This window comes from Nocardioides sp. (assembly GCF_014360585.1).
Lineage (GTDB): Bacteria > Actinomycetota > Actinomycetes > Propionibacteriales > Nocardioidaceae > Nocardioides.
In genome coordinates this window covers 1-24,321 of sequence record NZ_JACIXG010000063.1, presented here as the reverse complement: position 1 = coordinate 24,321, position 24,321 = coordinate 1, and the positions used below count along the sequence as shown (strand labels likewise).

Below are 24,321 nucleotides of genomic sequence, written 5' to 3'. Positions count from 1 at the left end.
CCGACGCGAGTGACGCGTCGGCCGAGTCGGTGACTTATCAGATCAGTCGAACTTGCGCTTCTGGCGCGGCTTACGGGGACGCTCGCCGGAGGCGGAGTCGGGCTTGCCGGAGCGGGGCGCACTCTTCTCGAAGCGGCCGCCCGAACGGCGCACAGGGCCGCCGCCGGAGTCCTCGGTGAGCTCGATGAGCTTGCCGGAGATGCGGGTCGACTCGAGCGCCTTCCAGGTCTCCGGCGCCAGGTCCGCAGGGAGCTCGACGAGCGAGAAGTCGTTGCGGATGGAGATGTTGCCGAAGTCGGCACGGCGCAGGCCGCCCTCGTTGGCGATCGCGCCGACGATCTGGCGCGGCTCGACGCGGTGACGCTTGCCCACCTGGATCTTGTACGTCGCCAGCGGCTGTCCGGTCTGACGCGACGTCCCCGTCTCGCGCCGGGGCCCACGGTCGCCACCGCGGTCACCACGGTCATCGCGGTCGCGACGCCCGCGGCGGTCGTCGTAGGCGGGCTTCGCCGGCTCCGGGTCGAGGAGCAGCGGCTCCTCGCCGTGGAGGACGGCGGCCAGCGCGGCGGCGACGTCGACCTCGGGAACGTCGTGCTCCTCGACGTAGTGGCGCACCACGTCGCGGAAGAACTCGATGCGCTCGGCTTCCTGGAGCGCGGCCGTGATGCCGTCGTCGAAGCGCGAGAGGCGGGTCGCGTTGACCTCGTCGACCGAGGGCAGCTGCATCTGCGTCGGCTGAGCCTTGGTGTGCTTCTCGATCGCACGCAGCAACCACCGCTCACGCGGGGTGACGAACGAGATCGCGTCGCCGGTGCGGCCCGCGCGACCGGTGCGGCCGATGCGGTGGACGTACGCCTCGACATCCGTCGGTAGGTCGTAGTTGACCACGTGCGAGATCCGCTCGACGTCGAGGCCACGGGCCGCGACATCGGTCGCGACCAGGATGTCCAGCGAGCCGTCCTTGAGCTGGTTGACGGTCTTCTCGCGCTGGTTCTGAGCGATGTCACCGTTGATCGCGGTGGCCAGGAACCCTCGCGCGCGGAGCTTCTCGGCCAGCGACTCGGTCTCGGACTTGGTGCGCGTGAAGACGATCATGCCCTCGAAGTTCTCGACCTCGAGGATGCGGGTCAGTGCATCGACCTTCTGGGGGTAGGACACCATCAGGTAGCGCTGGGTGATGTTCGTGGCGGTCTGGGTCTTCGCCTTGACCGAGATCTCCTTCGCGTCGCGAAGGTACTTCTTCGACAGCCGGCGGATCTGCGCGGGCATGGTCGCGGAGAAGAGCGCGACCTGCTTGTCCTCAGGCGTCTCGGCAAGGATCGTCTCGACGTCCTCGGCGAAGCCCATGTTGAGCATCTCGTCGGCCTCGTCGAGCACCAGGAAACGCAGCTGGGAAAGGTCCAGCGTGCCCTTCTCGAGGTGGTCCATGATCCGGCCGGGCGTGCCGACGACGACGTGGACGCCGCGACGGAGCGCGGTCAGCTGCGGGCCGTAGCCCTGGCCGCCGTAGACCGGCAGGATGCGTACGCCGTCGAGGTTGGACGCGTAACGCTCGAACGCCTCGCACACCTGCAGGGCCAGCTCACGCGTCGGCGCGAGCACCAGGGCCTGGGGCGCGTTCTGGTGGATGTCGAGGTTGGAGAGCACCGGCAGCGCGAACGCGGCTGTCTTACCGGTGCCGGTCTGCGCGAGACCGACGACGTCACGCCCCTCGAGCAGCGAGGGGATGGTCGCGGCCTGGATGGCGCTGGGCGTCTCGTAGCCGAGAGCCTTCACCGCGCCGAGAACGCTGGCGGAGAGACCGAGTGAGTCGAACGTCGGTCCCTGGTCGGCCTCCAGGCTCGGCGCGCTCGGCTCTTCGGGCGCGGGAGTGGTGGATACGGCAGATTCAGGGTCGGTGCTCACTCTCCAACGGTAGGCCCATATAGCACGTTATATGCATTTCTCGGCGCGGTGGGCCCCGTCACCTGCCGACCCGGTTCGGTCTCGGTCAGGAGACGATGACCTCGTCACCGACTGCGATCTCACCGGTGTCGACGACGACGAGATGCACCGCCGCCCAGACCTTGCCGTCCCGCTTGCGATGGGCTGCGAGCGTACGCAGCGGGTCCTTTCCCTTCGCCAACGTCTCGGGATCGATCGTGATCATGACGCAGCGAGAGACCGGCGTGACCATCCGGAGGCGGACCGACCCGATGGCGACCTCGCTCCAGCCGTCCTCCGCGAAAGCCTCCTCCGCCCCCTCGACGACGAGGCTCGGCCGGAACCGCTCGACGGTGATGGTCTCCGGGCTCCAGCTGTCGATCGCGGCGACCGAGGCGTCGGTGATCAGCGAGACCGGCGAATCGTCCTGGAAGGTGGCGTGGTCCGAGATGCCGAAGCCGTCCTTGGCGTCGAGCGTCCGCTGCAACGGGTCGTGGCACCACACCAGCGACACGTCGTCGCGGTCGAGCACGCGGCGCAACCACGCGTCGGCCTCCTGGCCGGCCGGGCGGGCGCGCATCTTCACCTTTTTGAACATGACGATGTCGCGCACGCCCTCGGTCGGGCACGCCACCTCGATCGCCGCGTGCCCGGGCGCGCTCAGCCGTAGATCGGCGCTGCCGCCCGTCGCGGGGGTGTCGGCCACGATGCGGAAGAGCTCGCGGATCTCCCGCGCCGAGACGAGCTCCCCGTCACCGTCGACGATCATCCACTCACGGTCGCCGACCAGACCGGCCCTCCCGACGTACGCCTCCCGCACCGGACGGATCGCCGTCGACTTCACCGGATGGATGTTGATGCCACGGAGCCGCATGGCCGAACCCTAGGGACCTAGTCACTCCACCGTGACCGATTTAGCGAGGTTCCGGGGCTTGTCGACGTCGTGGCCGAGGGCCTTCGCGGCATGGAAGGCGATCAGCTGCAGCGGGATGGTCATCAGGATCGGGTCGAGCTCGACCTCGTTCTTCGGTACGTCGACGCGCAGCGCGTCGAGCTCGCCGAGGTCGACGTCGGGGTGGGTGACCACGACCAGCGGCCCGCGCCGTGCGCTGATCTCGTGGAGGGCAGCGACGTTGCGGTCGGTCAGCTCGTCCTGAGGGACGATCGCGACGGTCGGCACGGACTCGGAGATCAGCGCGAGCGGGCCGTGCTTGAGCTCGGAGGTCTGGTAGGCCTCCGCGTGCCGGTAGGAGATCTCCTTCAGCTTCTGGGCGCCCTCGCGAGCGACCGGGTAGCCGCGGACGCGACCGACGAAGAACATCGACTCGGCCTCGGCCAGACGCGCGGCGATCTCCTCGAGGTGCGACTCGCTCTTGAGGATGTCCTCGATCTGGGTCGGCAGCGCCTGCAGGCCGGCGATGAGCCGCTTCCCGTCGGCGATCGAGAGGTCGCGTACGCGGCCCAGCTGGAGCGCCAGCAGCGAGAACGCGACGTACATGTTGGTGAGCGCCTTGGTCGACGCGACCGCGATCTCGGGACCCGCGTGGAGGTAGATGCCGCCGTCGACCGCGCGCGCGATCGCGGATCCGACGACGTTGACTACGCCCAGGACCCGGCCGCCCTTGCGCTTGATCTCCTGGACGGCGAGCAGGGTGTCGATGGTCTCGCCGGACTGCGAGACAGCGACGTAGAGGGTGTCGGGCTCGATGATCGGGTTCCGATAGCGAAACTCCGACGCCGCCTCGGCGTCGGCGGGGACCCGGGCCAGCTCCTCGATCAGGCCGGCGCCCATCTGGCCGACGTAGTAGGCGGACCCGCAGCCGAGGATCTTCACCCGACGGATGGCACGGAGCTCACGCGGGTCGAGGTTGAGGCCACCGAGATGGGCGGTGCCGAACCGCTCGTCGAGGCGGCCGCGCAGCGCCCGCTCGACGCTCGAGGGCTGCTCGTGGATCTCGGTGAACATCCGCGGCTCGTCGGCGAGCTCGCCGTACTCGTAGGCCGACGGGTCCACGTCGACCTCGCGCGCCGTCGTGGTGGTCGTCGTCAGGTCCTGGCGGAAGGTCGTGAACCCGGTCGCGGTGACGGTCGCTAGCTCGCCGTCGTCGAGGTGGGCGACGGTGGTGGTGTGACGTACGACCGCGGCCAGGTCTGAGGCGACGTACATCTCCCCGTCGCCGACGCCGACGATCAGCGGAGAGCCGTTGCGGGCCACCACCATGCGGTCGGGGAAGTCGGCGTGCACGACGGCGAGACCCCAGGTGCCCTCGACCTGGGAGAGTGCGTCGACGACCTTGGCCTCCAGATTGTCCGCGGTCGACGAGGCGATGAGGTGGGCGAAGACCTCGGTGTCGGTGTCGCTGGCCAGCTCGACGCCCGCCTCGGTGAGCCGCTCGCGCAACGAGGCGGCGTTGTCGACGATCCCGTTGTGGACGACGGCCACGCGGCCATCGGCGGAGACGTGCGGGTGGGCGTTGACGTCGTTGGCGGGGCCGTGGGTCGCCCAGCGGGTGTGGCCGATGCCGACCTTGCCGGCGAACCGCTTCGGCAGCGCATCCACCAGATCGCGTACGCGACCGGCCTTCTTCACCACCTGAAGCCTGCTGCCCAGCACGGCGACGCCCGCCGAGTCATAGCCGCGGTGCTCCAACCGGGCGAGCCCCTCGGTGAGCAGGCCGGCGGCCTGCTGAGGCCCGATGTAGCCGACGATTCCGCACATGTGTCCCGTCCAATCTATCCGTCGTTCTATCCGTAGATGAGCCGTCGCAGCTGCCGTTCGGTCAGCTGCGGCGCGGCAACGACCCGCGACCGAAGCTCCTCGGCGAGCAGCGCGAAGATCGCGTCGTTCTTGGCGCCGTAGGTCTTCAGCTGCGCATGCCGACGGCGTACGTAGCCCTCGACCGGTTCGTCGAAGTACGCCACCACGTCCTCGATGACCCGGGCCGCCTCCGTGGGTGGAAGCCCAGTCGTGGCGACCAGGTGGTCGATCAGCGCTTGCTCGGCCTTCACGCCACTCACTGTGGGCCACCTACGGCTCAGCTCCAAATTTCTGCCCGATTTCGGGCAGGAACCACCACTTCCGGCCATTGTGGGGCGCGATACATAGGCATCACTCCTTTCCAAGGGCCCCGGTGGGGCGCGCCACTCCATTTGAGCGACTACTTGGACATACGGGTGGGGGTGCGGTACCTTTGGTGAACACAAGGTGAACAGGAGGTGTCTGATGAAAGGAAATAACGTGACCGGCAAGCTCGAGCTCCGTTGGCTCCCTGTCGTCGACCGCCGCGGCCGGAAGCACATGGAGGCCCGCTGGGTCGAAGCCAGTGCGCCCGTGGCCAATCGTCACGCTGCCTGACAACCGCTCAACGCCTACGAGGCCCGCTCCCGACAGGGGAGCGGGCCTCGCGCGTTTAGGGATAGCGTTGTCACTGCAACCAATTTTCCCGGGTCGTCGAGAAAGCCCACGAGAGCGGGAACATTGGGCGAGATCGTTCAGTTATGATGATTGCAGATTCAACCAATTCTTCCAGGAGCACACCCGCCATGGGCATTTTCAGCAAGAAGGACGCGGCCCCCGCCGAGACCGAGTTCGACACCCCGACCGCCGCCATCGAGGACATCTCGGGTGACTACACCCTCGACGTCGCCCACACCCGCCTGGGCTTCTCGGCGCGCCACGCGATGGTGACCACCGTCCGGGGATCGTTCAAGGACTTCGAGGGCACCGCGACGATCGACACCGCCGAGCCGGCCAAGTCCAAGGTCTCGCTCAAGATCAAGGCTGCCTCCATCGACACCGGCAACGCCGACCGCGACGGTCATCTCCTCTCGGGCGACTTCTTCGAGAACGAGACGCACCCCGACATCACCTTCGACTCGACCGCGGTCGAGTTCGACGGCGAGACCTGGAACGTCACGGGAGACCTGACCATCAAGGGCACCACCAAGTCGGTCACCGTCCCCTTCGAGCAGACCGGCTCCGCCAAGGACCCGTTCGGCAACACCCGCGTCGGTTTCGAGGGTGCCGTCGCGATCAACCGCACCGACTGGGGCCTCTCCTTCAACGCCGCCCTCGAGACCGGCGGCGTGCTCGTCTCCGAGAAGATCAAGCTCGAGTTCGACATCTCCGCGATCAAGAACGAGACCGTCTGAGCCTGAGGTCGATCTGACTGACCTACGTCGGGGCCACCGGGAATCTCCCGGTGGCCCCGACGCATTTCAAGTGCGACCTGCTCAGGGCGCGCCCTGGACGTAGTAGTGCTTCTCCACCCCGATGCGACCGACGCCGACGATGTCCGCCGACGAGGAGTCGCCGGTCACTCCGCCGACGAAGCCGACCGGCTCCGTATCGAAACCGGCGCCCCGACCGCCGCCGAACGGCAAGCCGGTGTCCAGGTCGTGGTCGACCGGAGACTCGACGTGCGCGCGGCCGCTGACCACCACGGTCGTTCCGTCTGTCGCGACCGTCAGGGCCGCGTCGTTCCCGGCTGCTGCCCCCGAGATCGTCAACGGACCCACCGGTCCGCGGTCCGGAGCCTTGATCGGCTCCGCCGCGGCCAGCGATGTGGCCTGGCCGTCAGCTTGTCCGACAGAGTGCGCGTCGGCGCAGGCGATCCCCGCAGCGGCGACGATGAAGCCGCCGGCCAGGAGGGTCACCCCCACCGACCGCCGAAGTCCCTTGAGGATCTTCGAGCTCATTGCGTTCTCCTGAGTTGAGCTACGCGGCTTGGGCCGCAGGGCCCCGAGCCCCTCCGTACGGAGGTCGTCGGACGTCGCAGGAAAGCGGGACCCCGTCAGCGCCCGAGCCCCGGCGCCCGAGCGCACCGGGGATCGCGAGAGACGCGGACGGGGTCCCGCCGAGCGGAGCGAGCGCGTTCCTGGTCACACTCATAGCCCCACCCATCGGACCGGACGGATCGGCGGTCTTTGTCGACTCGCCGGCCTCACGCCCGGTGGTAGATCCATTCGAACGACGCCCCCCGGCGTCCTGCCGCTCGCATGGATCCCATTGCTCGTCGCGCACACGTTCGGCCACCGCCGCGGCCCGGCGTACACCGTGGCCTCGACTGCTCGTCGAGGCCGTCACAGCCTCATTGCCCAACATGGACGCTCCCGAGATCGGTCCGGATCAGACCCTTCCGTACTTGTTACGTGCCTCCACGTACCGATGTTGCAGTTCCTCGAAGAAATCCGAAAAACTCTCCCACCCACGTCCCTCCAGCGGCTTTTGCGGACCTTTACGCCCGGGCCCGCCGGCACGGCCGACCTGGGCGAATCGCCTGCCGACGCACGCGGCCAGGACTAGCCTGCAAGGTGATCCTCACACCCGGCACAGGAGTCCCCCATGAACACAGAAGTTCCCCGGTTCGACCGACGCCGCCTGCTCGGGGCTGCCGCCGTCGGCGCCGCCGCAGCTCCCTTCCTCACCGGCCCGACGGGTGCATCCGCCAACCCCGCCTCACCGGTCGGCCCCGGCCGGGTGGTCACCACGGGCGCCGACCGTGCGGCCGCCGATGGCTGGTCGACGCTGTCGGGCGAACGGGTGGGCATCATCACCAACCCCACCGGCGTGCTCCGCAACCTGCGCAACATCGTCGACGAGATGCACGAGTCCGGCTCGGTGCAGATCGCCGGCGTCTTCGGCCCCGAGCACGGCTTCCGTGGCACGGCGCAGGCCGGGGGATCCGAGGGCACCTTCGTCGACGAGCGCACCGGGCTGACCGTCTATGACTCCTACGGTGCCAACGTCGCGAAGATGACCGAGCTGTTCAGGGCCTCCGACGTCGAGACCGTCGTCTTCGACATCCAGGACGTCGGCTCCCGGTTCTACACCTACATCTGGACGATGTGGACGGCGATGCAGGCCGCCGTGGCGACCGACAAGCGCTTCGTGGTCCTCGACCGGCCCAACCCCGTGGGTGGGACCGCTCGCGGCCCGATGATGACCGCGGCGTACACCTCGGGCGTCGGCGCGCGTGAGATCGTCCAGCAGCACGGGATGTCGGTCGGTGAGCTCGCCCGGTTCTTCGACGGCGAGTTCCTCGAGACGCACGCGGGCGGGCGCCTGAGCCAGCTCGACATCGTGCAGGTCTCCGGCTGGAAGCGGAAGGCGCTGTTCGCCGACACCGGGCTCGACTTCGTCCTACCGAGCCCCAACATGCCCACGGCCGACACCGCTCTGGCCTACCCCGGGACCTGCATGTTCGAGGGCACCAACCTCTCCGAGGGCCGCGGCACCACCAAGCCGTTCGAGCTGATCGGTGCGCCGTTCGTCGACCACCGCTGGGCCGCGGCTCTGGAGGAGGCCGGGCTTCCCGGCGTCACCTTCCGGGAGGCCTACTTCAACCCGTCGATCAGCAAGCACGCCGGCAAGGTCTGCGGTGGCGTGCAGGTCACCATCCAGGATCACGACAGCTTCGACCCGGTCCGCGCCGGCGTCGAGATGCTGGTCACCGCGAAGGCGCTCTATCCCGAGTTCGCCTGGCGCCAGGACTCGTGGGACACCGTCCGCCCGTTCTGGATCGACAAGCTCACCGGATCGCCCAGGCTGCGTACGCAGATCGACGCCGGCGCCACCGGAGCCGAGGTCGAGGCGGCCTGGCGTGAGGAGCTGGCAGCCTTCGACGCGACCCGCCGCCAGTACCTCCTCTACCGCTGATCCGCCACGCCCTCACCGAAAACCCCGCCGAGTCGGCGCGTCAGAACGCGCCGACTCGGCGGATTTCGGGTCAGCGGAGCGCGGCGGTGGCTGCTGCCAGCGCGGTCACGCGGTCCCAGTCGCCGGAGGCGAGCGCCTCGGCGGGGGTGAGCCAGGAGCCACCGACGCAGCCGACGTTGTGGAGGCCGAGGTAGCTGGGGGCGGTGGCGAGCGAGATGCCACCGGTGGGGCAGAAGCGTACGTCGGGCAGCACCGACGCCAGCGACCCCAGGAACTTCACGCCACCAGAGGCCTCGGCCGGGAAGAACTTCATCGCGGTGTGACCGGTCTCGAGCACCGCGAGGGCCTCGGAGACGGTGGCGGTGCCGGGCAGGAACGGCAGGCCGGTGTCGCGCATGGCCCCGAGCAGCGTGGGCGTGGCCCCCGGCGAGACCAGGAACTGGGCGCCGGCCGCGGCGGCCTCCTTCGCGAGCTCGGGAGTGGTCACGGTGCCGGCCCCGATCACGACCTCGGGCACCTCGGCGGCGATGGCCCGGATGGCGTCGAGCGCCACCGGCGTACGCAGCGTCAACTCGACCAGGGGCACACCGCCCTCGGCGAGAGCGCGGGCCACGGGCACCGCCTGGTCGACGGTCTCGACGACGACGACCGGGATCACCGGCGAGAGGGCAAGCAGGTCGGTGGACGCGAGGTCAGACATGGATGGGGCTCTCCTGGACTGGGCTTTCCTGGGCGGGGGCGCTCTGCTCGGTTGGAGCAAAGGAGAAGACGGAGGCGCCGGTGTCGGCCGGGCCGACGGTAGCCCGGAAGGCCGCGAAGAGCTCGCGTCCGGTGCCGCGCCATTGGGCGTCGAGCGGTGCCCGGCCGGTCGTCGGGCGGTGCGCGAACTCGTCGGGGTCGACCGCGATGCTCAGAGAGCCGGCATCGGCGTCCACGGTGACCAGGTCACCGTCCTGCACGCGGGCGAGCGGTCCGCCGAGCGCGGCCTCGGGAGTGAGGTGGATGGCGGCGGGCACCTTCCCTGACGCCCCGGACATCCGGCCGTCGGTGACGATGGCGACCTTCTGGCCGCGGTCCTGCATCACTCCGAGTGCCGGGGTCAGCTTGTGCAGCTCCGGCATCCCGTTGGCCGCGGGACCCTGGTAGCGCAGCACCGCGACGAAGTCGCGACCGTCGAGGCGACCCTCGGAGAAGGCGGTGAGGAAGTCGGCCTGGTCGTCGAAGACCACCGCCGGCGCGGAGACCAGCCGGTGCTCGGGCGCGACCGCCGAGGTCTTGATGACGGCGGTGCCGAGCTCGCCGGTCAGCATCCGCAGGCCGCCGTCGGGCGAGAACGGGTCGTCGGCCGGGCGCAGCACGTCCAGATCGCCGGAGACCGGGGCGCCCTCGACCAGCTCGACCTCGCCGCCGTCGCGAGTGAGTCGCATCTCCTGGGTGTAGGTCGACAGTCCCCGACCGAGGATCGTGGTGACGTCCTCGTGGAGCAGCCCGGCCTCGAGCAGCGTACGGATCAGGAAGCTGACCCCGCCGGCCGCGTGGAAGTGGTTCACATCGGCGGAGCCGTTGGGGTACATCCGGCTGAGCAGCGGCACCACCGGCGACAGGTCGGAGATGTCGGACCAGGTCAGCTGGATCCCCGCGGCGCGGGCGATGGCGACCAGGTGGAGCGTGTGGTTGGTCGAGCCGCCCGAGGCCAGCAGCGCGACGCAGGCGTTGATGATCGACTTCTCGTCGATCATCTCGCCGACGCCCGGCCCACCGGTCAACGCCAGCTCGGTGGCGCGCTCGGCCGCGGCGCGGTTGAGCGCGGCGCGCAGCAGGGTGTCCGGGGAGGCGAACGAGGAGCCCGGCAGGTGCAGGCCGAGCACCTCCATCAGGAGCTGGTTGGAGTTGGCGGTGCCGTAGAAGGTGCAGGTGCCACGGGAGTGGTAGCTGGCGGCCTCGGCCTCGAGCAGCTCCTCGCGGGTCGCCTCGCCGGCTGCGTACCGCTGTCGGACTCGGGCCTTCTCCTTGTTGGGGAGGCCCGAGGACATCGGGCCGGCCGGCACGAAGACGGTCGGCAGGTGACCGAACGAGAGCGCGCCGATCAGCAGGCCCGGCACGATCTTGTCGCACACGCCGAGCATCAGGGCAGCGTCGAACATGTCGTGCGAGAGGGCGATCCCGGCCGACATCGCGATCACGTCGCGGGAGAAGAGGGAGACCTGCATGCCGTCGCGGCCCTGGGTGATCCCGTCGCACATCGCGGGTACGCCGCCGGCGACCTGCGCGAGCCCGCCGGCCCGCATGACCGCGGCCTTGAGAAGCGGCGGGTAGGTCTCGTACGGCGCGTGCGCGGAGAGCATGTCGTTGTAGGACGTCACGATCGCGACGTTGGGCTTCGCCGCGGGGCTGACCATCTTGAGCTCGGCCTTCTCCGGTGCGGTGGAGGCCGCGAAGCCGTGGGCCAGGTTGCTGCACGCGAGCCGGCCGCGGGCCGGTCCGGTCGCCCTGGCGGCTGCGATACGGGCCAGGTAGTCGGCCCGGGTGGCGGCGGAACGCTCGATGAGTCGAGCGGTGACGTCGGCGACGGTAGGGGCTACGGCAGTCACAGGTCCTCCAAAGGCAGTGTGCTTTGGCACACGATGACACGATCTTTGGATCGATACAAGTAAACCTTTGGTACATCGAAGACATAAGTAGCGTACGCTTCACCTCATGCCCGACTCCACCACGACCGCCGACGTACTCGCTCTGGTGCGCTCCGGCCGCGCCCTGACCCGCAGCGACCTGCAGAAGACGACCGGGCTGTCGCGTACCGCTGTGGTCTCTCGGGTCTCGGCCCTCGTCGAGGCCGGGCTGATCCTCACCGGGGAGGAGCTCGCCTCGACCGGCGGCCGGCCGCCGGGCTCGCTGAGCTTCAACGCCGACGCCGGGGGGGTCCTGGCGGTGGCCATCGGGCGCTCCCGGAGTCAGCTCGCCGTCTTCGACCTCGACGGCCGCGAGCTCGCCGGCGACACGCGTGACCACGAGGTGGGCATCGCCGCGGACGATCTCATGCCCGACGTCACTGCCCGGCTCGAGCGGCTCCTGGAGGGCATCGAGCCGCCGGTCCTCGGTGTCGGGATGAGCCTTCCGGGCGTGGTCGACCCCGTTCGCCTGGTCTCGGTCGACTCACCGGTGATGCGGGGCTGGGACGGCGTCCCGCTCGCGCCCTACTTCGACCGGCTCACCGACGGCCCGCTGGTGCTCGTCAACGACACCGACGCGCTGGCCACGGCAGAGCTCTTCGGCAGCGGGTTGCACCCGCGCGACGCGCTCGTCGTGAAGGCGTCGACCGGCCTCGGCCTGGCGGTCATCGCCGACGGCCGGGTCCTGCGCGGTCATGCCGGTGCCGTCGGCGAGATCGGCCACACCCGGGTCGAGTCCGCCGGCGATCGCCCCTGCCGCTGCGGCGCGACCGGCTGTCTGGAGACGGTCGCGGCCGGCTGGGCGCTGACCCAGGGCCTGGTCGACTCCGGCGTCTCCGCCGGCCACATCCGTGACCTCGTCGCCGCGGCGCTCGCCGGCGACGCCATCGCCCGGGGGCTGCTGCGTGAGGCCGGGCGCCAGCTCGGCGAGGTGCTGGCGATCGCGATCAACCTGCTCAACCCCGAGGTCGTCGTCATCGGCGGAGACATGGCCGCCGCGTTCGACCTCTTCACCGCAGGCGTACGGGAGACCGTCTACTCCCGTTCGACCGCCCTGGCCACCCGCGACCTGACCTTCGTCCCCTCCACCCACGCCGACTCCACCGGCATGGTCGGCTGTGCCGCCGTGGTCATCAACCATCTGCTCTCGGCCGAGAGCCTCGACGTCCACCTAGGCGCCACGGCCAAGTGACCCGGCGTCCGGCGGACCACCGATACCAGGTCCTATCCTCACCAGGGTGAACTCAACCAGCCGCCTGCGGCAGATGACCGGACGTGACCCGCGCGAGGTGCATCGGAGCGCGACGCCTCTGGAGCTGCTCTTCGACCTCACCTTCGTCGTGGCCTTCGGAGTGAGCGGCAACGAGCTCGCTCATCAGCTCGCGGAGGGGCACATCGGGGCGGGGATCGCGGCCTTCTGCTTCGCGACGTTCGCGATCTGCTGGGCGTGGATCAACTACTCCTGGATGGCCTCGGCCTACGACACCGACGACTGGGCGTTCCGGCTGCTGACGATGGTGCAGATGGTTGGCGTGATCATCATGGCCCTCGGCCTGCCGACCCTGTTCGAGAGCATCCACGACGGCGACCGTCTCCACAACGAGATCGTGATCGCCGGGTACGTCGTGATGCGGATCGCGCTGTGCGGTCAGTGGCTGCGTGCGTGGCGTCAGGATCCGGCACGGCGGAGCGCGCACCAGGTCTATCTCGCCACCATCCTCGTCGCGCAGGTGCTGTGGTGCGTGATCGCGGTGCTCCCGCTGAGTGTGCCGGTCGCGTTCGCGGGGATGATGGTGCCGCTGGTGATCGAGCTGACCGGCCCCCTCCTGGCCGAGCGCCGCTTCGGCGGAACTCCCTGGCACGCCGACCACATCGCCGAGCGCTACGGCCTGCTGACGATCATCACCCTCGGCGAGGGCGTGATCGGCACCGTCGCGGTGATGTCGGCGATCGTCAACGAGCCGGACCTGGGCTGGAGCCTCGGCGCAGTCCTCCTGCTCGCCGCCGGCATCGGTCTGACCTTCGGCCAGTGGTGGACCTACTTCACGATCCCTTGGGCCGCCATGCTCGAGCGGCGCCGCGATCGCTCGTTCCTGTGGGGCTACATGCACATCCTGGTCTTCGCCTCCATCGCCGCCACCGGCGCGGGCATGCACGTGGCCGCCTACCTGCTCGAGGACCACTCCACGCTCGGCAAGGTCGGCACGGTCCTCGCCGTCGCGCTTCCCGTCGGGTCGTACGCCTTGGTCCTCTATCTCCTCTACAACCTGTTCATGCGCGTGGTCGACCCGTTCCAGCTGCTGCTGGTCGGCCTCACCGCGGCCGTGTTGGTCGCCAGCGTCGTGATGGCGATCGCCGGCGTGCCGGTGGCCTGGTGTCTCGTCGTCGTGGCTCTGGCGCCGGTCGTCACCATCGTGGGGCATGAGACCGTCGGCCACCGCCGCATGGCCAAACACCTCGACGCGCTCTGAGCGGGTCGGCTAGGACCCGACGACGAACGCAGCCTCCACCTCGGCGTAGACCGTGATGTCGTCGGGGTCGAAGGCCAGGTCGGGTGCCAGATCCACCTCCGGGCGACGGCCATCGAGGCGTACGCGACGTCCCGGTGGAAGCCGACATCGTCGATGCTGCGCACGGAGACCGGACCGAGGTCGAGCGCGTCCGCGTAGTCCTGCGCGCGCACCTTGGCCTGACGGACCGCCTCCTGGCGTACGCCACGCTCGGCGTTCAGCTGGCTCTCCTTGGTCAGCCGCCAGGAGACCTCGCGCACCTGGACGCCTTCCTCGGCGCTCCGGCCGACCCACACGCCCAGCTCCTCGAAGTCGACGAACTCTGCCCAGAACCACACCGTGGCGCGATGCACAACCTCGAGCCAATCACGCCCCTTCGGCCCATCCCGGTCCACAGACGTACGCACCTGCTGGATGACGAACCGGCCGACGGCGCCGTCGCTCTCGAGCCGCTCCAGCTTCTCGCGCACCCTCGCCACCTCGTGGCGTAGCCGCTCCAGCACGATCTCCGGCGAGGCCCCGGCGGACCGCACCTCCGCGTGCACCACCCCGACCTCCGGCGGCACTTCGACGCTTTGCGATCCGCGCACCTTGATCAGGATCTCGCTCGCTCACCTCAGGCACAGTACGCTCCGCGCCCGGCCACGGTGGCCGACTTCGAGGCCACCATCACGCCGAGTCGGCGCGAATGTCCCGCGAAATCGCGTCGAGTCGGCGCCTATGTCTCGAGTTGCTGAGACATTTGCGCCGACTCGGCTGGTCAGGGCTTCGGGTCGGGGCCGTGCTCGCCGTCCTCGACCTCGTCGATCTGCTCGGCCGTGACCTTGCCCTCGCCCGGAACGGCCTCGTCGTCACCGGCGGCGAGAAGGCCGTAGAGCTTGCGCCGGGTGTCGGCGAGGATGTCCGCTGCGGCCTGGCGCTGGGGGTCGGTGCCGGAGGTGGCGAGCTGCCACACGGCCGGGAGCACCTGGGCGAGCTCGCCGCCGAGGATCCCGAAGCCGGCGAGGTCGCCCATTCCCTGCCCACCGCGGCCGCTACGGCTCTGCTCGCGAGCGTTGTCGACGGCCTTGTCGAACGGCTTCCACACGGCTGCCAGCTCGTCGCGGTGCTCAGCGGCGTAGGTCTTGCCGGTGGCGGTGAGCCGGATCGCGCGGCGACCGTGCTCGTCGTCGGACTCCACGAGGCCCTCGTCCTCGAGCTGCTGGATGGTCGGGTAGACCGAGCCGGGGCTCGGTCGCCACTCACCCGAGCTGCGCTCGGCGATCTGCTGGATCACCTGGTAGCCGTTGATCACCTGGGCCTGCTCGGCCGCCTCGGCCATCACGTAGATGATCGCGGAGCGTACGTCGCCTCGACGGACGCGGGGGCCGGGCCGCTGCGGGGGCTGGTTGTCGAAGCCGAGCAGCGCCGAGATCCACGGCGGCGGGCCGGCGGGTCCACGACCACGGCCCTGGGGGCCGGGGCCGCCCCAACCGGCTCCGCCCCAACCAGGGCCACCCTGCCAGCCGTGGGAGCGGCGCGGGCCACCCTTGCCGAACTCTCGACCCATCTGGTCGATCCACTCGCCCCAAGGGTTGCTGTTGTTGTAAGTCATTGGGTTCTCTCTCTCGGAAGTCTAGGTCGCGTTCCTTCGCGATATATCGTGATCTTACGCGGCCCTTCGCCCTCGTTCAAGGCAAATGAAAGGGAGCCCCCGAAGATCCGGGGGCTCCCTGAGTCAGACCCTGAGGGTCGTCGCTGCGATCAGACGCCAGGCGTCTGGGGCGGCGGCGGGGTCGTCGGCTGGGTCGGGGGCGTGGTCGAGCTGGACGACGAGCTCGCGCCACCACCGCTGGACTGGAGCCGCTCCAGCTGCTTGGCAGCAGCGTCGCGACCACCCAGGCCGAAGGCGAGCGCCGCGGCAGCGGCACCACCGACGACCACGGCACCGAAGCCGAGGTTGATGATCGAGTCGGCCAGACCCATGAACTTCAGCCCGATCGCGACGAACAGCACGATCGTGGCGTACTTCAGGATCTGCGAGGCCGTCCCGGGCACGAGCTTCGCGATGACACCGGCGATCACGACACCGGCCGCGATGATCGCGCCACCGAAGATGACCTTGCCACCGAGCTCGAGAACCTCGCTGATGAACGCGGTGATCTGCGGGAACTCCAGCATCTGCGCCGCCATCACGGCGAAGAAGAGCACGATGCCGATCTGGATCACCTTGGTGATCGCCGGAGTGGCGCTCTGCCCGGCAGGCAGCACGTCCATCGAGCGGAGCGCGTTGTCGAAGCCGAGGCCGTCGATGATCTGGCCCAGGATGTCAGCGGCGAAGCGGGCGATGAGCACGCCGATGCCGAGCAGGACCGCGGCAGCGATGAGCTTCGGGATCGCGGCGAGGATCATGTTGAGCATGCCCTCAGCAGGCTCCGAGATCGAGCTGATCCCGAGAATCTGCAGAGCAGCGATGGCCACCACGATCATGATCGTCGCGTAGAGAACGAGCCCGATGACGTTGACGATCTTCGCGGCCGTGCCCGACTGCGGAGTCGATGCGGCGTGCGCGTCCGCGGTGGTGTCCACGCCAACCGTCGCGTCAACCCGGTCGGAGAGATTGCTGCCACTGCCGATCCACTTGTCGAACGGCACCGCACCGAGTGCGGTCTCGACGAGCTGGCGGACGATCTTGGCGACAAGCGCTCCGACGATGAACACGAAGACAGCACCGATGAGGTTGGGCAGGAAGCCCAGCACGCCATCGAGCAGGCGCTGGATCGGTGTCAACACAGCGGTGAGTTTGAACAGGTCCAGCAGTGCGATCAGACCGAAGAGCCACACCAGCAGGCCGGCCACGGAACCGAGGCTCTTGCCGATGCTGTCCCCGTCGCTTCCAGCCTTCTGGAGCACCGGGATCTTGGAGGTCAGCTTCGCGAACGTCCAAGAGACGATCTTCGCGATGATCCACGTGACCAGGAGGATGACGATCGCGGCGAGCACCTTGCTCCCGAGATCCACCCAGTCGATATCCTTAAGGGCATCCATTTGTTTCTCCCCTCAATAGGGTTCGTAAAAGGTGCCTGAGATCGACGAGCAGCCCGAGTGATGCACGCAACAGGCACCTCTGCTCCCAGAGACGTTCGTCCAGATGCGGCGCCGACGCAAGTTTGGCGCTCCAGCAGACGCAAATAAGCAAATCATTTACAATCCTGCGGCACCTGCAACGAACGCAATGAAACGTTGCCTAAGAGACCAACCAGGCCGCGTACGCATCGAAGGAGTACGGTCGCCCGAGGAAGTCGGCGACGAGGTCGGCGGCGTCCTTCTCGCCTCCGCGGGCGAGCACCAGGTCGCGGTATCGGCCGGCCACCTCGGGGTCGAACAGGTTGTCCCGGTCGAAGGCGCTGAACAGGTCCTTCGCGATCACCAGCGACCACATGTAGGTGTAGTAGGCCGAGGAGTAGCCGCCCAGGTGTCCGAAGTTGGCGAAGAAATGGGTGCCCTCGATGTAGGGATAGGGCGAGTACGCCGCCTGGAGCTCCTGCAGACGCCTGGTCAGATCATGGGGCTGCTCCTTGTGGAACCAGTAGGAGATCGCGGCGTAGAACATCTGCTGCCGGGCGTGGTAGCCCTTGCCGAAGTCGTCGGCCGCCCGCATCCGCGCGACCAGGTCGGCCGGGATCGGCTCGCCGGCCTCGTCGGTGGCGAAGGTCCGCAGCACGTCGGCGTCCCAGGCCCACTCCTCGAGCATCTGGCTGGGCGCCTCGACGAAGTCCCACTCCGTCGCGACCCCGGAGAACCGCGCCCACTCGCCCTGCCCGCCGAGGACGTGGTGGATCAGATGGCCGAACTCGTGGAAGAGGGTCACGACGTGGTCGTGCTCCATCAGTCCGCGGGAGAAGTTGCAGACCAGCACGCCCTCGGGCAGCTGCCGGCCGTTCACGCCGGGGGCGAGGTCGAACTGCGCCGCGTGCTTGTACTTGCCCTCGCGGGGGTGGAGGTCGAGATAGATCCGGCCGAGGCGCTCGGCCGTCTCGACAGGCTCGACCTCCGAGGCCCGATAGACGTCGAAGACGCTGACGTCCTCGTGCCAGGTGACGGCGTCGGAGACCGGCTCGTAGCGCAGCCCGAAGAGGCGACCGGTGACGTCCAGCAGCCCTTGGTGCACTTTCGCGAAGTCGAAGAACGTACGCACCACCTGGCTGTCGACGTCGTACTTCTCCTGGCGCACCAGCTCCTCGTAGTAGAGGACGTCGGCCGAAGAGACGGCACTGGCTCCGGGGACGTCCCGGTTGTAGCGGTCGAGGAGCACCTCGAGGTCGCGCTTCATCCGCCCCTCGGAGGCGCCCGCGATCTTGTCGATGAACTCCGGGATCGCCGGTCCGTCGCCGATCATCTTCACCGCGGCGTCGAAGGCGGGCCAGTCCTCGTAGCCGACCAGGTTGGCCAGCTCATGGCGAAGGGTGAACATCTCCTTCAGGACCTCGTCGTTGTGCGGCCAGCCGCGCTCGAGGCCGGCCACGGTGACGGCGTGACGGACCGACCGGTCCTTCACGAACATCCGCGCCGGAAGGGCGTCCGGGTAGTCGGTGGTGATCTCGACGAGCCCCTTGTCGTTGACCGGGTGCGCCTCCAGCCAGTCGGCGGGCATCCCGTCCAGCTGTTCGGGCGTGGCCGTGGTGATGCGTACGTCGTCCCTGGTCACGCGGGAGAACTCGAGGTTGAGCTCGGTGAGCCGCTCGTTGATCTCGGTGAGCCGGGCGCGGGTGGCGTCGTCGCGGTCGACGCCCGCGCGGGTGAAGTCCTGCAGGGTCTTCTCCAGGAGCCGCTTGGCCAGCGGGTCGAGAGCGTCCGCCTGCTCCACGGGGAGCTCAGCGAAGACGTTGTAGAGCGCCCGGTCCTGGGTCAGCTCGGTCCGCAGCCGGTCGACCTCGACCTCGGTGTCCTCGCACGCGGTGCGGACCGCCTCGACCGGGTGCACGTTGGCGAGGAGACCGGCCAGCCCACCGAGCGAGCCGAGCTCGAGGGAGAGCTCGTCCCACGCCTCCAGCACCTCGCGTGCTGTCGCCGGCGGCGCCGTCCGCAGCCGCTCCGCCAGCTCGCGCACGTGGGTCAGTGTCTGCGACGTCCGGTCCTTGATCCAGGCCTCCGCGGCCTCGGTCTCGGGCAGGGCAAGCGGTGGCGGCGTGGTCATGCGGGCAAGCCTGCCACGACCTGAAACGCTTCGCCGCCGAGATTCAGCGAAGCGTCGGGCCAGGTCTGCGACTCACGCCTCGAGGCGCGGCGGTCCGGGGAACCGGTGGATCTCCTGCGGCCAGTCGAGCGCGACCGCCATCCGGCCCGCCCAGTAGCGCGCGGTCTCGTCGTCGGGAACGTCGACGACGAAGAATCCCCCGAGGTGCTCCTTGGTCTCGACGTACGGACCGTCGGTGAACACGGGCTCCCCGTCGTCGCCGAGCTCGACGCTGCACAGAGCAGTCGAGGCGTCGATCCCGCCGTTGCCGTAGACGAAGACCCCTGCGTCCTGCATCTCCTTCGTCACAGCCATCGAGGTGTCTCGCTTGTGGATCAGCTGCTCCATGGTGTGCTCGGCCACCCACTCGTCGTTGAACGCGATGATGTATTCCGGCATTTCGCTCTTCTCTCCTGTGTCGTCGTCTGCGGCCCGGCGGCCGCCGTTCACCTCTTCTACGAACGCCTCCGGCCCGATCCGACAGCCCGGGCAAATTCCGTCAAGCACGTCCGAGCTGGTCCCGGCGCCTGGTCAGCAGCGCCACCTCGGCGGAGTTCTCGGCGAGCTCGAGGGCCCGGTCGTACGCCGCGCGGGACTCTGCGCTGCGGCCCAGCCGGCGCAGCAGGTCGGCCCTGGTGGCGTGCAGGGCGTGGTATTCGTCCAGGCTGGACCCCAGGTGCCGGTCGATCTCGGCGAGGGCGACCTCGGGGCCGTCCAGCTCCGCGACGGCGATCGCGCGGTTGAGGCGGACGATGGGTGAGCTGTCGACGCGAATCAGCTGGTCGTAGAGCGCGACGATCTGGGACCAGTCGGTGTCGCGGGCGTCGCGCACCGAGGTGTGGACGGCGTTGATGGCGGCCAGGATCTGGTAGCGCCCGGGCCGCGGGCCACCGTTCGCGACGACGGCGAGCCGCTCGCGCACCAGCGCGTGACCCTCGCCGATCAGCGCGAGATCCCAGGCGCCGCGGTCCTGCTCGTCGAGCCGGACCAGCTCACCGTTCGCCGAGACCCGAGCCGTACGCCGCGCCTCGATCAGCAGCATCAGGGCCAGCAGCCCGGCGACCTCACCGTCCTCGGGGAGCAGCACACGGACCAGCCGGGTCAGCCGGATGGCCTCGAGAGTCAGGTCGCCGCGTACGGGGTTCTCGTGGTCGCCGGAGGAGAGATAGCCCTCGTTGAAGACCAGGAAGAGAACGGCCAGGACGCCCGAGACCCGCTCGGGGAGGTCGGCCGCTTCCGGGACCCGGTAGGGGATGTGGGCGGCCTTGATCTTGTTCTTCGCTCGGGTGATCCGCTGACCCATCGTGGTCTCCTGGACCAAGAAGGCGTTCGCGATCTCGGGCACGGTCAGGCCGCCGACCATACGCAGCGTCAGCGCGATCCGCGCCTCGGGCGCGAGCGCGGGATGGCAGCAGGTGAACAGCAGTCGGAGCCGATCGTCCTCGATGGCGCCGAGAGGCTCGTGCGGGGTGTCATCGTGCATCGCGACGGCCTCCTTCTGCTTGTCGTCACGTTTGGACTCGCGGCGGATCCGGTCGATCGCGCGGCGGTTGGCGGTGGTGGTGAGCCAGGCGCCGGGGTTGGGTGGGACGCCATCGAGCGGCCAGCGCTCGACAGCGACCGTGAACGCCTCGGCCGCGGCCTCCTCGGCGATGTCGAGGTCGCCGAAGCGTCTGGCGAGGCTGGCGACCACCCGTGCCCACTCCTCTTGGTGGGCCCGGGTGATCGCCTCGGCAATGCTGGTCATCGGTTGGTCAACCGCGACTCACGCCTCGGGGCCGGTCTGCATCGGCCGCACCTCGACCTTGCCGAGGCAGGCGGCAGAGGCCTCGGCGGCAAGCTTGAGCGCGACGTCGAGATCGGGGACGTCGATGATCCAGAAGCCAGCCATGTACTCCTTGGCCTCTGCGTAGGGGCCGTCGGTGATGACCGGCTTCTCGCCCTGACCGTCGACGACGGTCGCGGTCTTCGCGGCGTCGAGGCCGTCGGCGAAGACGAAGTAGCCCTCCTGCTGGAGCTTGTCGTTGAACTTCCCGGTCGCCTCGAACGAGCGCATCATCTCTTCCTCCGAGGCGTAGCCGTAGTTCTCCTCCTCGTAGATCGAATCGGCGCCCCAGACGGACATCAGGTACTTGGCCATGGTGCTCACTCCTCTGTGTGTGGGCGGCCTCGGTGACCGCTTCTCACCCTTGCTACGAACGTCTACACCCCGATCCGACACCTCCCGCCAGAATTTCTCCAGGGAAATTCAGTTCTTTACTATTTGGCGGTCTCGACAGGCACGACCACCGGAGCAGAATGACCATCGCCGCACGGCTCAAGGGTGTCTTCGCCGATACCCGTCCGTTGCAGGATCCGAACTTCCGGCGCCTGTGGTTCGCCGGGATCGTCACCATGATCGGCGCACAGCTGACGGTCGTGGCGGTGCCGGCCCAGATCTACGCCGACACGGGCTCCTCGGCGTACGTCGGCCTCACCGGTGTCTTCGGGCTGGTCCCGCTGATCGTCTTCGGCCTCTACGGCGGCGCGCTCGCGGACCACTTCGACCGCCGTACGATCCTGATGATCTCGACCGTCGGGCTGATCGTCACCAGCGGGCTCTTCTGGCTCCAGTCCGCGCTCGGCAACACCAACGTGTGGCTGCTGCTGTGCCTGTTCTCCGTGCAGCAGGCGTTCTTCGCGGTCAACCAGCCGACCCGGTCGGCGCTGCTGCCCAAGATCCTGCCGCTCCACCTGCTCCCGGCGGCCAACTCGCTGCAGATGACCGTCTTCCAGGCGGGCGCCATCGCTGGACCGCTGGTCGCCGGCGTGATGCTGCCGTTCACCGGGTTCACCTGGTTGTACGCCATCGACACCGTCACCCTCTTCGCGACCCTCTACGCGGTCGTCCTGCTGCCGAGGCTGCCGGTGGAGGGCGCCGGCGCCAAGGTCCCCGGGCTGCGTTCGGTGTGGGACGGGTTCGCCTACCTACGTCACCAGCCCGTCCTGCTGATGAGCTTCGTGGTCGACCTGATCGCGATGGTCTTCGCGATGCCGCGCGCGCTGTTCCCGCAGATCGCACACGAGTCCTTCGGCGGCCCGTCGGAGGGCGGGATCGCCTTCGCCCTGCTCTTCGCCGCCATTCCGGCCGGCGCGGTGATCGGCGGGATCTTCTCCGGCTGGGTCTCCCGGATCGAGGCCCAGGGGCGCGTGGTCATGTGGTGCATCGCTGTCTGGGCGCTGGGGATCACCCTGTTCGGGCTCACCGTCGCGTTCGCCGACCACCTCCCGGCCCTGATGCTGGGGCTCGGCGTGCTCTTCATGATGGTCGCCGGCGCCGCCGACGTGGCCTCTGCGGCCATCCGGATGTCGATGCTCCAAGCAGCAGCGGACGACAACGTACGCGGCCGGCTCCAGGGCGTCTTCACGGTCGTCGTCGCAGGCGGCCCTCGGGTCGCCGACGTCCTGCACGGCGGTGCCGCAGCCGTGGTCGGAACCGCGATCGCGACCACCGGAGGTGGCCTGTTGAACCTGCTCGGGATCGCGCTGTGCGCGCTACTGGCCCCGAGCTTCCTCGCCTACCGGATCAATCGGGCCGCTCCCGCCGACGCTGCGTCAGACCACGAAGGCGCGAAGTAGCCCCGCGAGGACCTCCGGCTGGTCGATCGGCACCAGCGTCGAGGAGTCCTCGACGACCACCAGCCGGGCGTCGGGGTAGTGACCGGCGAGCCGGGGACCGTGCTCGGCGGGCATCATCGTGTCCTGGTCGGCCCAGACCACGAGCACGGGCTTGGTGAACTTCTGCTGACCCTCGGCCAGCTCGAGCAGCTTGTCACGCGAGGGCGCGCCGCCGGCGAACTTCATGAAGTCGCGGCGGATCGCCTTGTCGGTCAGCGCCGGCGCGAACCAGCCGTGAACGAGGTCGTCGTAGAGGTGGTATTCCTTGTCGACCGACATCCCGCCATAGCCCGAGCTCGCCTGCCGGAAGCCTCGCATGCGGAACAGCTGCAGAGCGGCGGTGAACAGCGGCGGCATCTTCGACAGCACAGCCAGCGGCCTGGCCGCCTTCGGCGGGTAGTTGTCGAAGGCCTCGCACGCCACCAGCGCCAGCCGCGCGATGCGGTCGGTGCGGTCGGCGTTGATGAGGAACTGCCCACCGCCCCAGTCGTTGAGGACCAGGGTGACGTCGTGGAGGTCGAGCTCGTCGAGGAAGTCGCCGAGGATGCTCGCCACACCCTGCTGGCTGAGGTCCGCGTCGGGGTTCATCGGCTTGCGATGGCCTCCGAGCGGCAGCGTCGGTCTTAGCATTGGTTATGCTACTGGGTTCAACACTAGCACAAACTATGGTAATTTTAAGCAGATAACCAAAAGTAAAACCGATTGGCTGGGCTTTGATGACGGTACAAGGAATTTACCCGCCGACTTTCCATCAACACTTAAAGGCTTAACAAACTCACAACTAGCAGGATTAGGGCAGAAATTAAACACCAGTTGGGCGCCCCAAAGTGTACAAGCAGTACCTGACCAAAAGTTCAACCTTTCCTTTGGAAGAAAATGGCAGAAAGGGAATAAGCGCTTGGGTAACATTACATCACTTTCCTATAGCAACACCTTTGAGACTGAAGAAGTCAATCATAGTGAATACCAGGTGCAATTAGTGCCTGGCCAGGAACCTCCCTTTAACCATAACTACACCGATAGCATATTTACCCGAAAAGTAAAAATTGGCTTGCTTCACAACTGGTCGTTTTTCACTGGTAAAGGGAGTAAAATTGAATTTCGTAACCTTTTTAATCTAATTGGTAAAAGCAATGCAATAATCCGGAATGGGCTAAATGGGCATGAAGGTTTTACCATTCGTTCCTACCAGGATAACTTTCAAAACCGAACAACCTACTCATCACAGCTTGGTGGAGAACACCGCTGGGGCGACAATCAAAAGAATAAATTAGATTGGGTTACAGGCTATGCTCTTTCATACAGGAACGAGCCAGACCTGAAGCAGCTACGCACTACCCTCCAGGATGAACCCCTTATTCCCCACTACAATGAGTATTACGCAGCAGTTGGAATTACCCCCTCAGTAAGCGATGCGGGTAGGGTTTACATGAAACTTGTTGAGCATATTGCCAGTTTAGGAGTCAACTACGAAAGAAAATTAAAAATAGGGAATTGGGAACCTACCCTAAAAAGCGGTACTTACGGGGAATTTAAGGCACGCAATTTTGACGCACGCATTCTGGGATTTGCCAAAAATTCATCGTACACCGAATCGGTTTGGTTACCAATCGATCAGATTTTTAGTGTGGAAAACATCAATACAAGCCCCGATGGGTTTTTGCTCAGAGAGTCAACCTCAAAATCAGA

At 67.8% G+C, this 24,321-nt stretch carries 20 protein-coding genes and 1 pseudogene; 6 read left to right on the top strand and 15 right to left on the bottom strand.

What is annotated here, in order from left to right; translation table 11 throughout:
* Nucleotides 1–42: 42 nt before the first annotated feature.
* From H5T77_RS18610 to H5T77_RS18595, 4 genes are all read right to left on the bottom strand, one after another.
* Nucleotides 43–1,905 carry a DEAD/DEAH box helicase gene (locus tag H5T77_RS18610; RefSeq protein WP_292651750.1) on the bottom strand — a complete coding sequence of 621 codons (1,863 nt, stop codon included), beginning with the start codon at nucleotides 1,903–1,905 and terminating at the stop codon, nucleotides 43–45.
* A gap of 85 nt (nucleotides 1,906–1,990) precedes the next feature.
* Complete coding sequence (locus H5T77_RS18605) at nucleotides 1,991–2,797, bottom strand: MOSC domain-containing protein (RefSeq protein ID WP_292651749.1); 807 nt, start codon at nucleotides 2,795–2,797, stop codon at nucleotides 1,991–1,993.
* A gap of 21 nt (nucleotides 2,798–2,818) precedes the next feature.
* Nucleotides 2,819–4,642 carry a glutamine--fructose-6-phosphate transaminase (isomerizing) gene (glmS, locus tag H5T77_RS18600; RefSeq protein WP_292651748.1) on the bottom strand — a complete coding sequence of 608 codons (1,824 nt, stop codon included), beginning with the start codon at nucleotides 4,640–4,642 and terminating at the stop codon, nucleotides 2,819–2,821.
* 26 nt (nucleotides 4,643–4,668) lie between these two features.
* Nucleotides 4,669–4,932, bottom strand: coding sequence for a hypothetical protein (locus H5T77_RS18595; protein WP_292651747.1), 264 nt, complete (start codon nucleotides 4,930–4,932; stop codon nucleotides 4,669–4,671).
* Between the two features lie 534 nt (nucleotides 4,933–5,466).
* On the opposite strand from H5T77_RS18595, the gene H5T77_RS18590 reads away from it, so the two are divergent.
* On the top strand, nucleotides 5,467–6,075 hold the full coding sequence (locus H5T77_RS18590) for a YceI family protein (protein WP_292651746.1): 609 nt from the start codon (nucleotides 5,467–5,469) through the stop codon (nucleotides 6,073–6,075).
* A gap of 81 nt (nucleotides 6,076–6,156) precedes the next feature.
* On the opposite strand, the gene H5T77_RS18585 is transcribed toward H5T77_RS18590, so the two are convergent.
* Entirely contained in the window at nucleotides 6,157–6,621 is a 465-nt protein-coding gene (locus H5T77_RS18585) for a hypothetical protein (RefSeq protein WP_292651745.1), read from the bottom strand.
* A 646-nt stretch (nucleotides 6,622–7,267) separates the two neighbouring features.
* Here H5T77_RS18585 and H5T77_RS18580 point away from each other — a divergent pair.
* Complete coding sequence (locus H5T77_RS18580) at nucleotides 7,268–8,581, top strand: exo-beta-N-acetylmuramidase NamZ family protein (protein ID WP_292651744.1); 1,314 nt, start codon at nucleotides 7,268–7,270, stop codon at nucleotides 8,579–8,581.
* Nucleotides 8,582–8,651: 70 nt separating this feature from the next.
* Here H5T77_RS18580 and eda read toward each other — a convergent pair whose 3' ends face one another.
* Together eda and edd are read right to left on the bottom strand one after the other, a co-directional pair.
* Entirely contained in the window at nucleotides 8,652–9,281 is a 630-nt protein-coding gene (gene eda, locus H5T77_RS18575; RefSeq protein ID WP_292651743.1) for a bifunctional 4-hydroxy-2-oxoglutarate aldolase/2-dehydro-3-deoxy-phosphogluconate aldolase, read from the bottom strand.
* Nucleotides 9,274–11,172: a phosphogluconate dehydratase gene (gene edd / locus H5T77_RS18570; RefSeq protein ID WP_292651742.1), complete on the bottom strand. Its 1,899-nt coding sequence runs from the start codon at nucleotides 11,170–11,172 to the stop codon at nucleotides 9,274–9,276. The genes eda and edd overlap by 8 nt, the downstream gene beginning before the upstream one ends.
* 106 nt (nucleotides 11,173–11,278) lie before the next feature.
* Between edd and H5T77_RS18565 the strand changes: the two genes are divergently transcribed.
* Both H5T77_RS18565 and H5T77_RS18560 read left to right on the top strand, forming a co-directional pair.
* A complete protein-coding gene (locus tag H5T77_RS18565; RefSeq protein WP_292651741.1) occupies nucleotides 11,279–12,442 on the top strand; it encodes an ROK family transcriptional regulator in 1,164 nt (387 codons plus the stop codon).
* Between the two features lie 46 nt (nucleotides 12,443–12,488).
* The gene (locus H5T77_RS18560; protein ID WP_292651739.1) at nucleotides 12,489–13,721 is read left to right on the top strand and encodes a low temperature requirement protein A; all 1,233 of its coding nucleotides are present in this window, start codon (nucleotides 12,489–12,491) and stop codon (nucleotides 13,719–13,721) included.
* Nucleotides 13,722–13,903: 182 nt separating this feature from the next.
* Here H5T77_RS18560 and H5T77_RS25695 read toward each other — a convergent pair.
* The 7 genes and pseudogenes from H5T77_RS25695 to H5T77_RS18525 all read right to left on the bottom strand — a co-directional run.
* Nucleotides 13,904–14,305 (bottom strand): annotated as a pseudogene (locus H5T77_RS25695) (SIMPL domain-containing protein); the annotation flags it as partial.
* 215 nt (nucleotides 14,306–14,520) lie between these two features.
* The gene (locus H5T77_RS18550) at nucleotides 14,521–15,354 is read right to left on the bottom strand and encodes a PadR family transcriptional regulator (protein ID WP_292651734.1); all 834 of its coding nucleotides are present in this window, start codon (nucleotides 15,352–15,354) and stop codon (nucleotides 14,521–14,523) included.
* 149 nt (nucleotides 15,355–15,503) lie between these two features.
* On the bottom strand, nucleotides 15,504–16,787 hold the full coding sequence (locus tag H5T77_RS18545; protein WP_292651731.1) for a mechanosensitive ion channel: 1,284 nt from the start codon (nucleotides 16,785–16,787) through the stop codon (nucleotides 15,504–15,506).
* A gap of 199 nt (nucleotides 16,788–16,986) precedes the next feature.
* A complete protein-coding gene (locus H5T77_RS18540) occupies nucleotides 16,987–18,936 on the bottom strand; it encodes a M3 family metallopeptidase (protein WP_292651729.1) in 1,950 nt (649 codons plus the stop codon).
* 72 nt (nucleotides 18,937–19,008) lie between these two features.
* On the bottom strand, nucleotides 19,009–19,374 hold the full coding sequence (locus tag H5T77_RS18535; RefSeq protein ID WP_292651728.1) for a YciI family protein: 366 nt from the start codon (nucleotides 19,372–19,374) through the stop codon (nucleotides 19,009–19,011).
* A 100-nt stretch (nucleotides 19,375–19,474) separates the two neighbouring features.
* Nucleotides 19,475–20,722 (bottom strand): RNA polymerase sigma factor, encoded by a 1,248-nt coding sequence (locus tag H5T77_RS18530; RefSeq protein WP_292651726.1) that lies wholly within the window; start codon nucleotides 20,720–20,722, stop codon nucleotides 19,475–19,477.
* An 18-nt stretch (nucleotides 20,723–20,740) separates the two neighbouring features.
* Complete coding sequence (locus tag H5T77_RS18525) at nucleotides 20,741–21,115, bottom strand: YciI family protein (protein WP_292651724.1); 375 nt, start codon at nucleotides 21,113–21,115, stop codon at nucleotides 20,741–20,743.
* A 158-nt stretch (nucleotides 21,116–21,273) separates the two neighbouring features.
* On the opposite strand from H5T77_RS18525, the gene H5T77_RS18520 reads away from it, so the two are divergent.
* Nucleotides 21,274–22,593, top strand: coding sequence for an MFS transporter (locus H5T77_RS18520; protein ID WP_292651722.1), 1,320 nt, complete (start codon nucleotides 21,274–21,276; stop codon nucleotides 22,591–22,593).
* On the opposite strand, the gene H5T77_RS18515 is transcribed toward H5T77_RS18520, so the two are convergent.
* Nucleotides 22,570–23,220, bottom strand: a complete 651-nt coding sequence (locus H5T77_RS18515) for an alpha/beta fold hydrolase (RefSeq protein WP_292651720.1) — start codon at nucleotides 23,218–23,220, stop codon at nucleotides 22,570–22,572. The two genes, H5T77_RS18520 and H5T77_RS18515, sit on opposite strands and share 24 nt — an antisense overlap.
* 4 nt (nucleotides 23,221–23,224) lie before the next feature.
* On the opposite strand from H5T77_RS18515, the gene H5T77_RS18510 reads away from it, so the two are divergent.
* Nucleotides 23,225–24,321 (top strand): hypothetical protein (locus H5T77_RS18510; protein ID WP_292651718.1); only part of this gene is annotated, 1,097 nt, incomplete at its 3' end.

Bases quoted from the DNA above. Each gene is read 5' to 3' on its own strand.
- eda (WP_292651743.1), bottom strand. From the start codon at position 9,281: ATGTCTGACCTCGCGTCCACCGACCTGCTTGCCCTCTCGCCGGTGATC.
- H5T77_RS18545 (WP_292651731.1), bottom strand. From the start codon at position 16,787: ATGGATGCCCTTAAGGATATCGACTGGGTGGATCTCGGGAGCAAGGTG.
- H5T77_RS18585 (WP_292651745.1), bottom strand. From the start codon at position 6,621: ATGAGCTCGAAGATCCTCAAGGGACTTCGGCGGTCGGTGGGGGTGACC.
- H5T77_RS18540 (WP_292651729.1), bottom strand. From the start codon at position 18,936: ATGACCACGCCGCCACCGCTTGCCCTGCCCGAGACCGAGGCCGCGGAG.
- glmS (WP_292651748.1), bottom strand. From the start codon at position 4,642: ATGTGCGGAATCGTCGGCTACATCGGGCCTCAGCAGGCCGCCGGCCTG.
- H5T77_RS18580 (WP_292651744.1), top strand. From the start codon at position 7,268: ATGAACACAGAAGTTCCCCGGTTCGACCGACGCCGCCTGCTCGGGGCT.
- H5T77_RS18535 (WP_292651728.1), bottom strand. From the start codon at position 19,374: ATGCCGGAATACATCATCGCGTTCAACGACGAGTGGGTGGCCGAGCAC.
- H5T77_RS18520 (WP_292651722.1), top strand. From the start codon at position 21,274: ATGACCATCGCCGCACGGCTCAAGGGTGTCTTCGCCGATACCCGTCCG.
- H5T77_RS18605 (WP_292651749.1), bottom strand. From the start codon at position 2,797: ATGCGGCTCCGTGGCATCAACATCCATCCGGTGAAGTCGACGGCGATC.
- H5T77_RS18565 (WP_292651741.1), top strand. From the start codon at position 11,279: ATGCCCGACTCCACCACGACCGCCGACGTACTCGCTCTGGTGCGCTCC.
- H5T77_RS18590 (WP_292651746.1), top strand. From the start codon at position 5,467: ATGGGCATTTTCAGCAAGAAGGACGCGGCCCCCGCCGAGACCGAGTTC.
- H5T77_RS18525 (WP_292651724.1), bottom strand. From the start codon at position 21,115: ATGGCCAAGTACCTGATGTCCGTCTGGGGCGCCGATTCGATCTACGAG.
- H5T77_RS18530 (WP_292651726.1), bottom strand. From the start codon at position 20,722: ATGACCAGCATTGCCGAGGCGATCACCCGGGCCCACCAAGAGGAGTGG.
- H5T77_RS18550 (WP_292651734.1), bottom strand. From the start codon at position 15,354: ATGACTTACAACAACAGCAACCCTTGGGGCGAGTGGATCGACCAGATG.
- H5T77_RS18515 (WP_292651720.1), bottom strand. From the start codon at position 23,220: ATGAACCCCGACGCGGACCTCAGCCAGCAGGGTGTGGCGAGCATCCTC.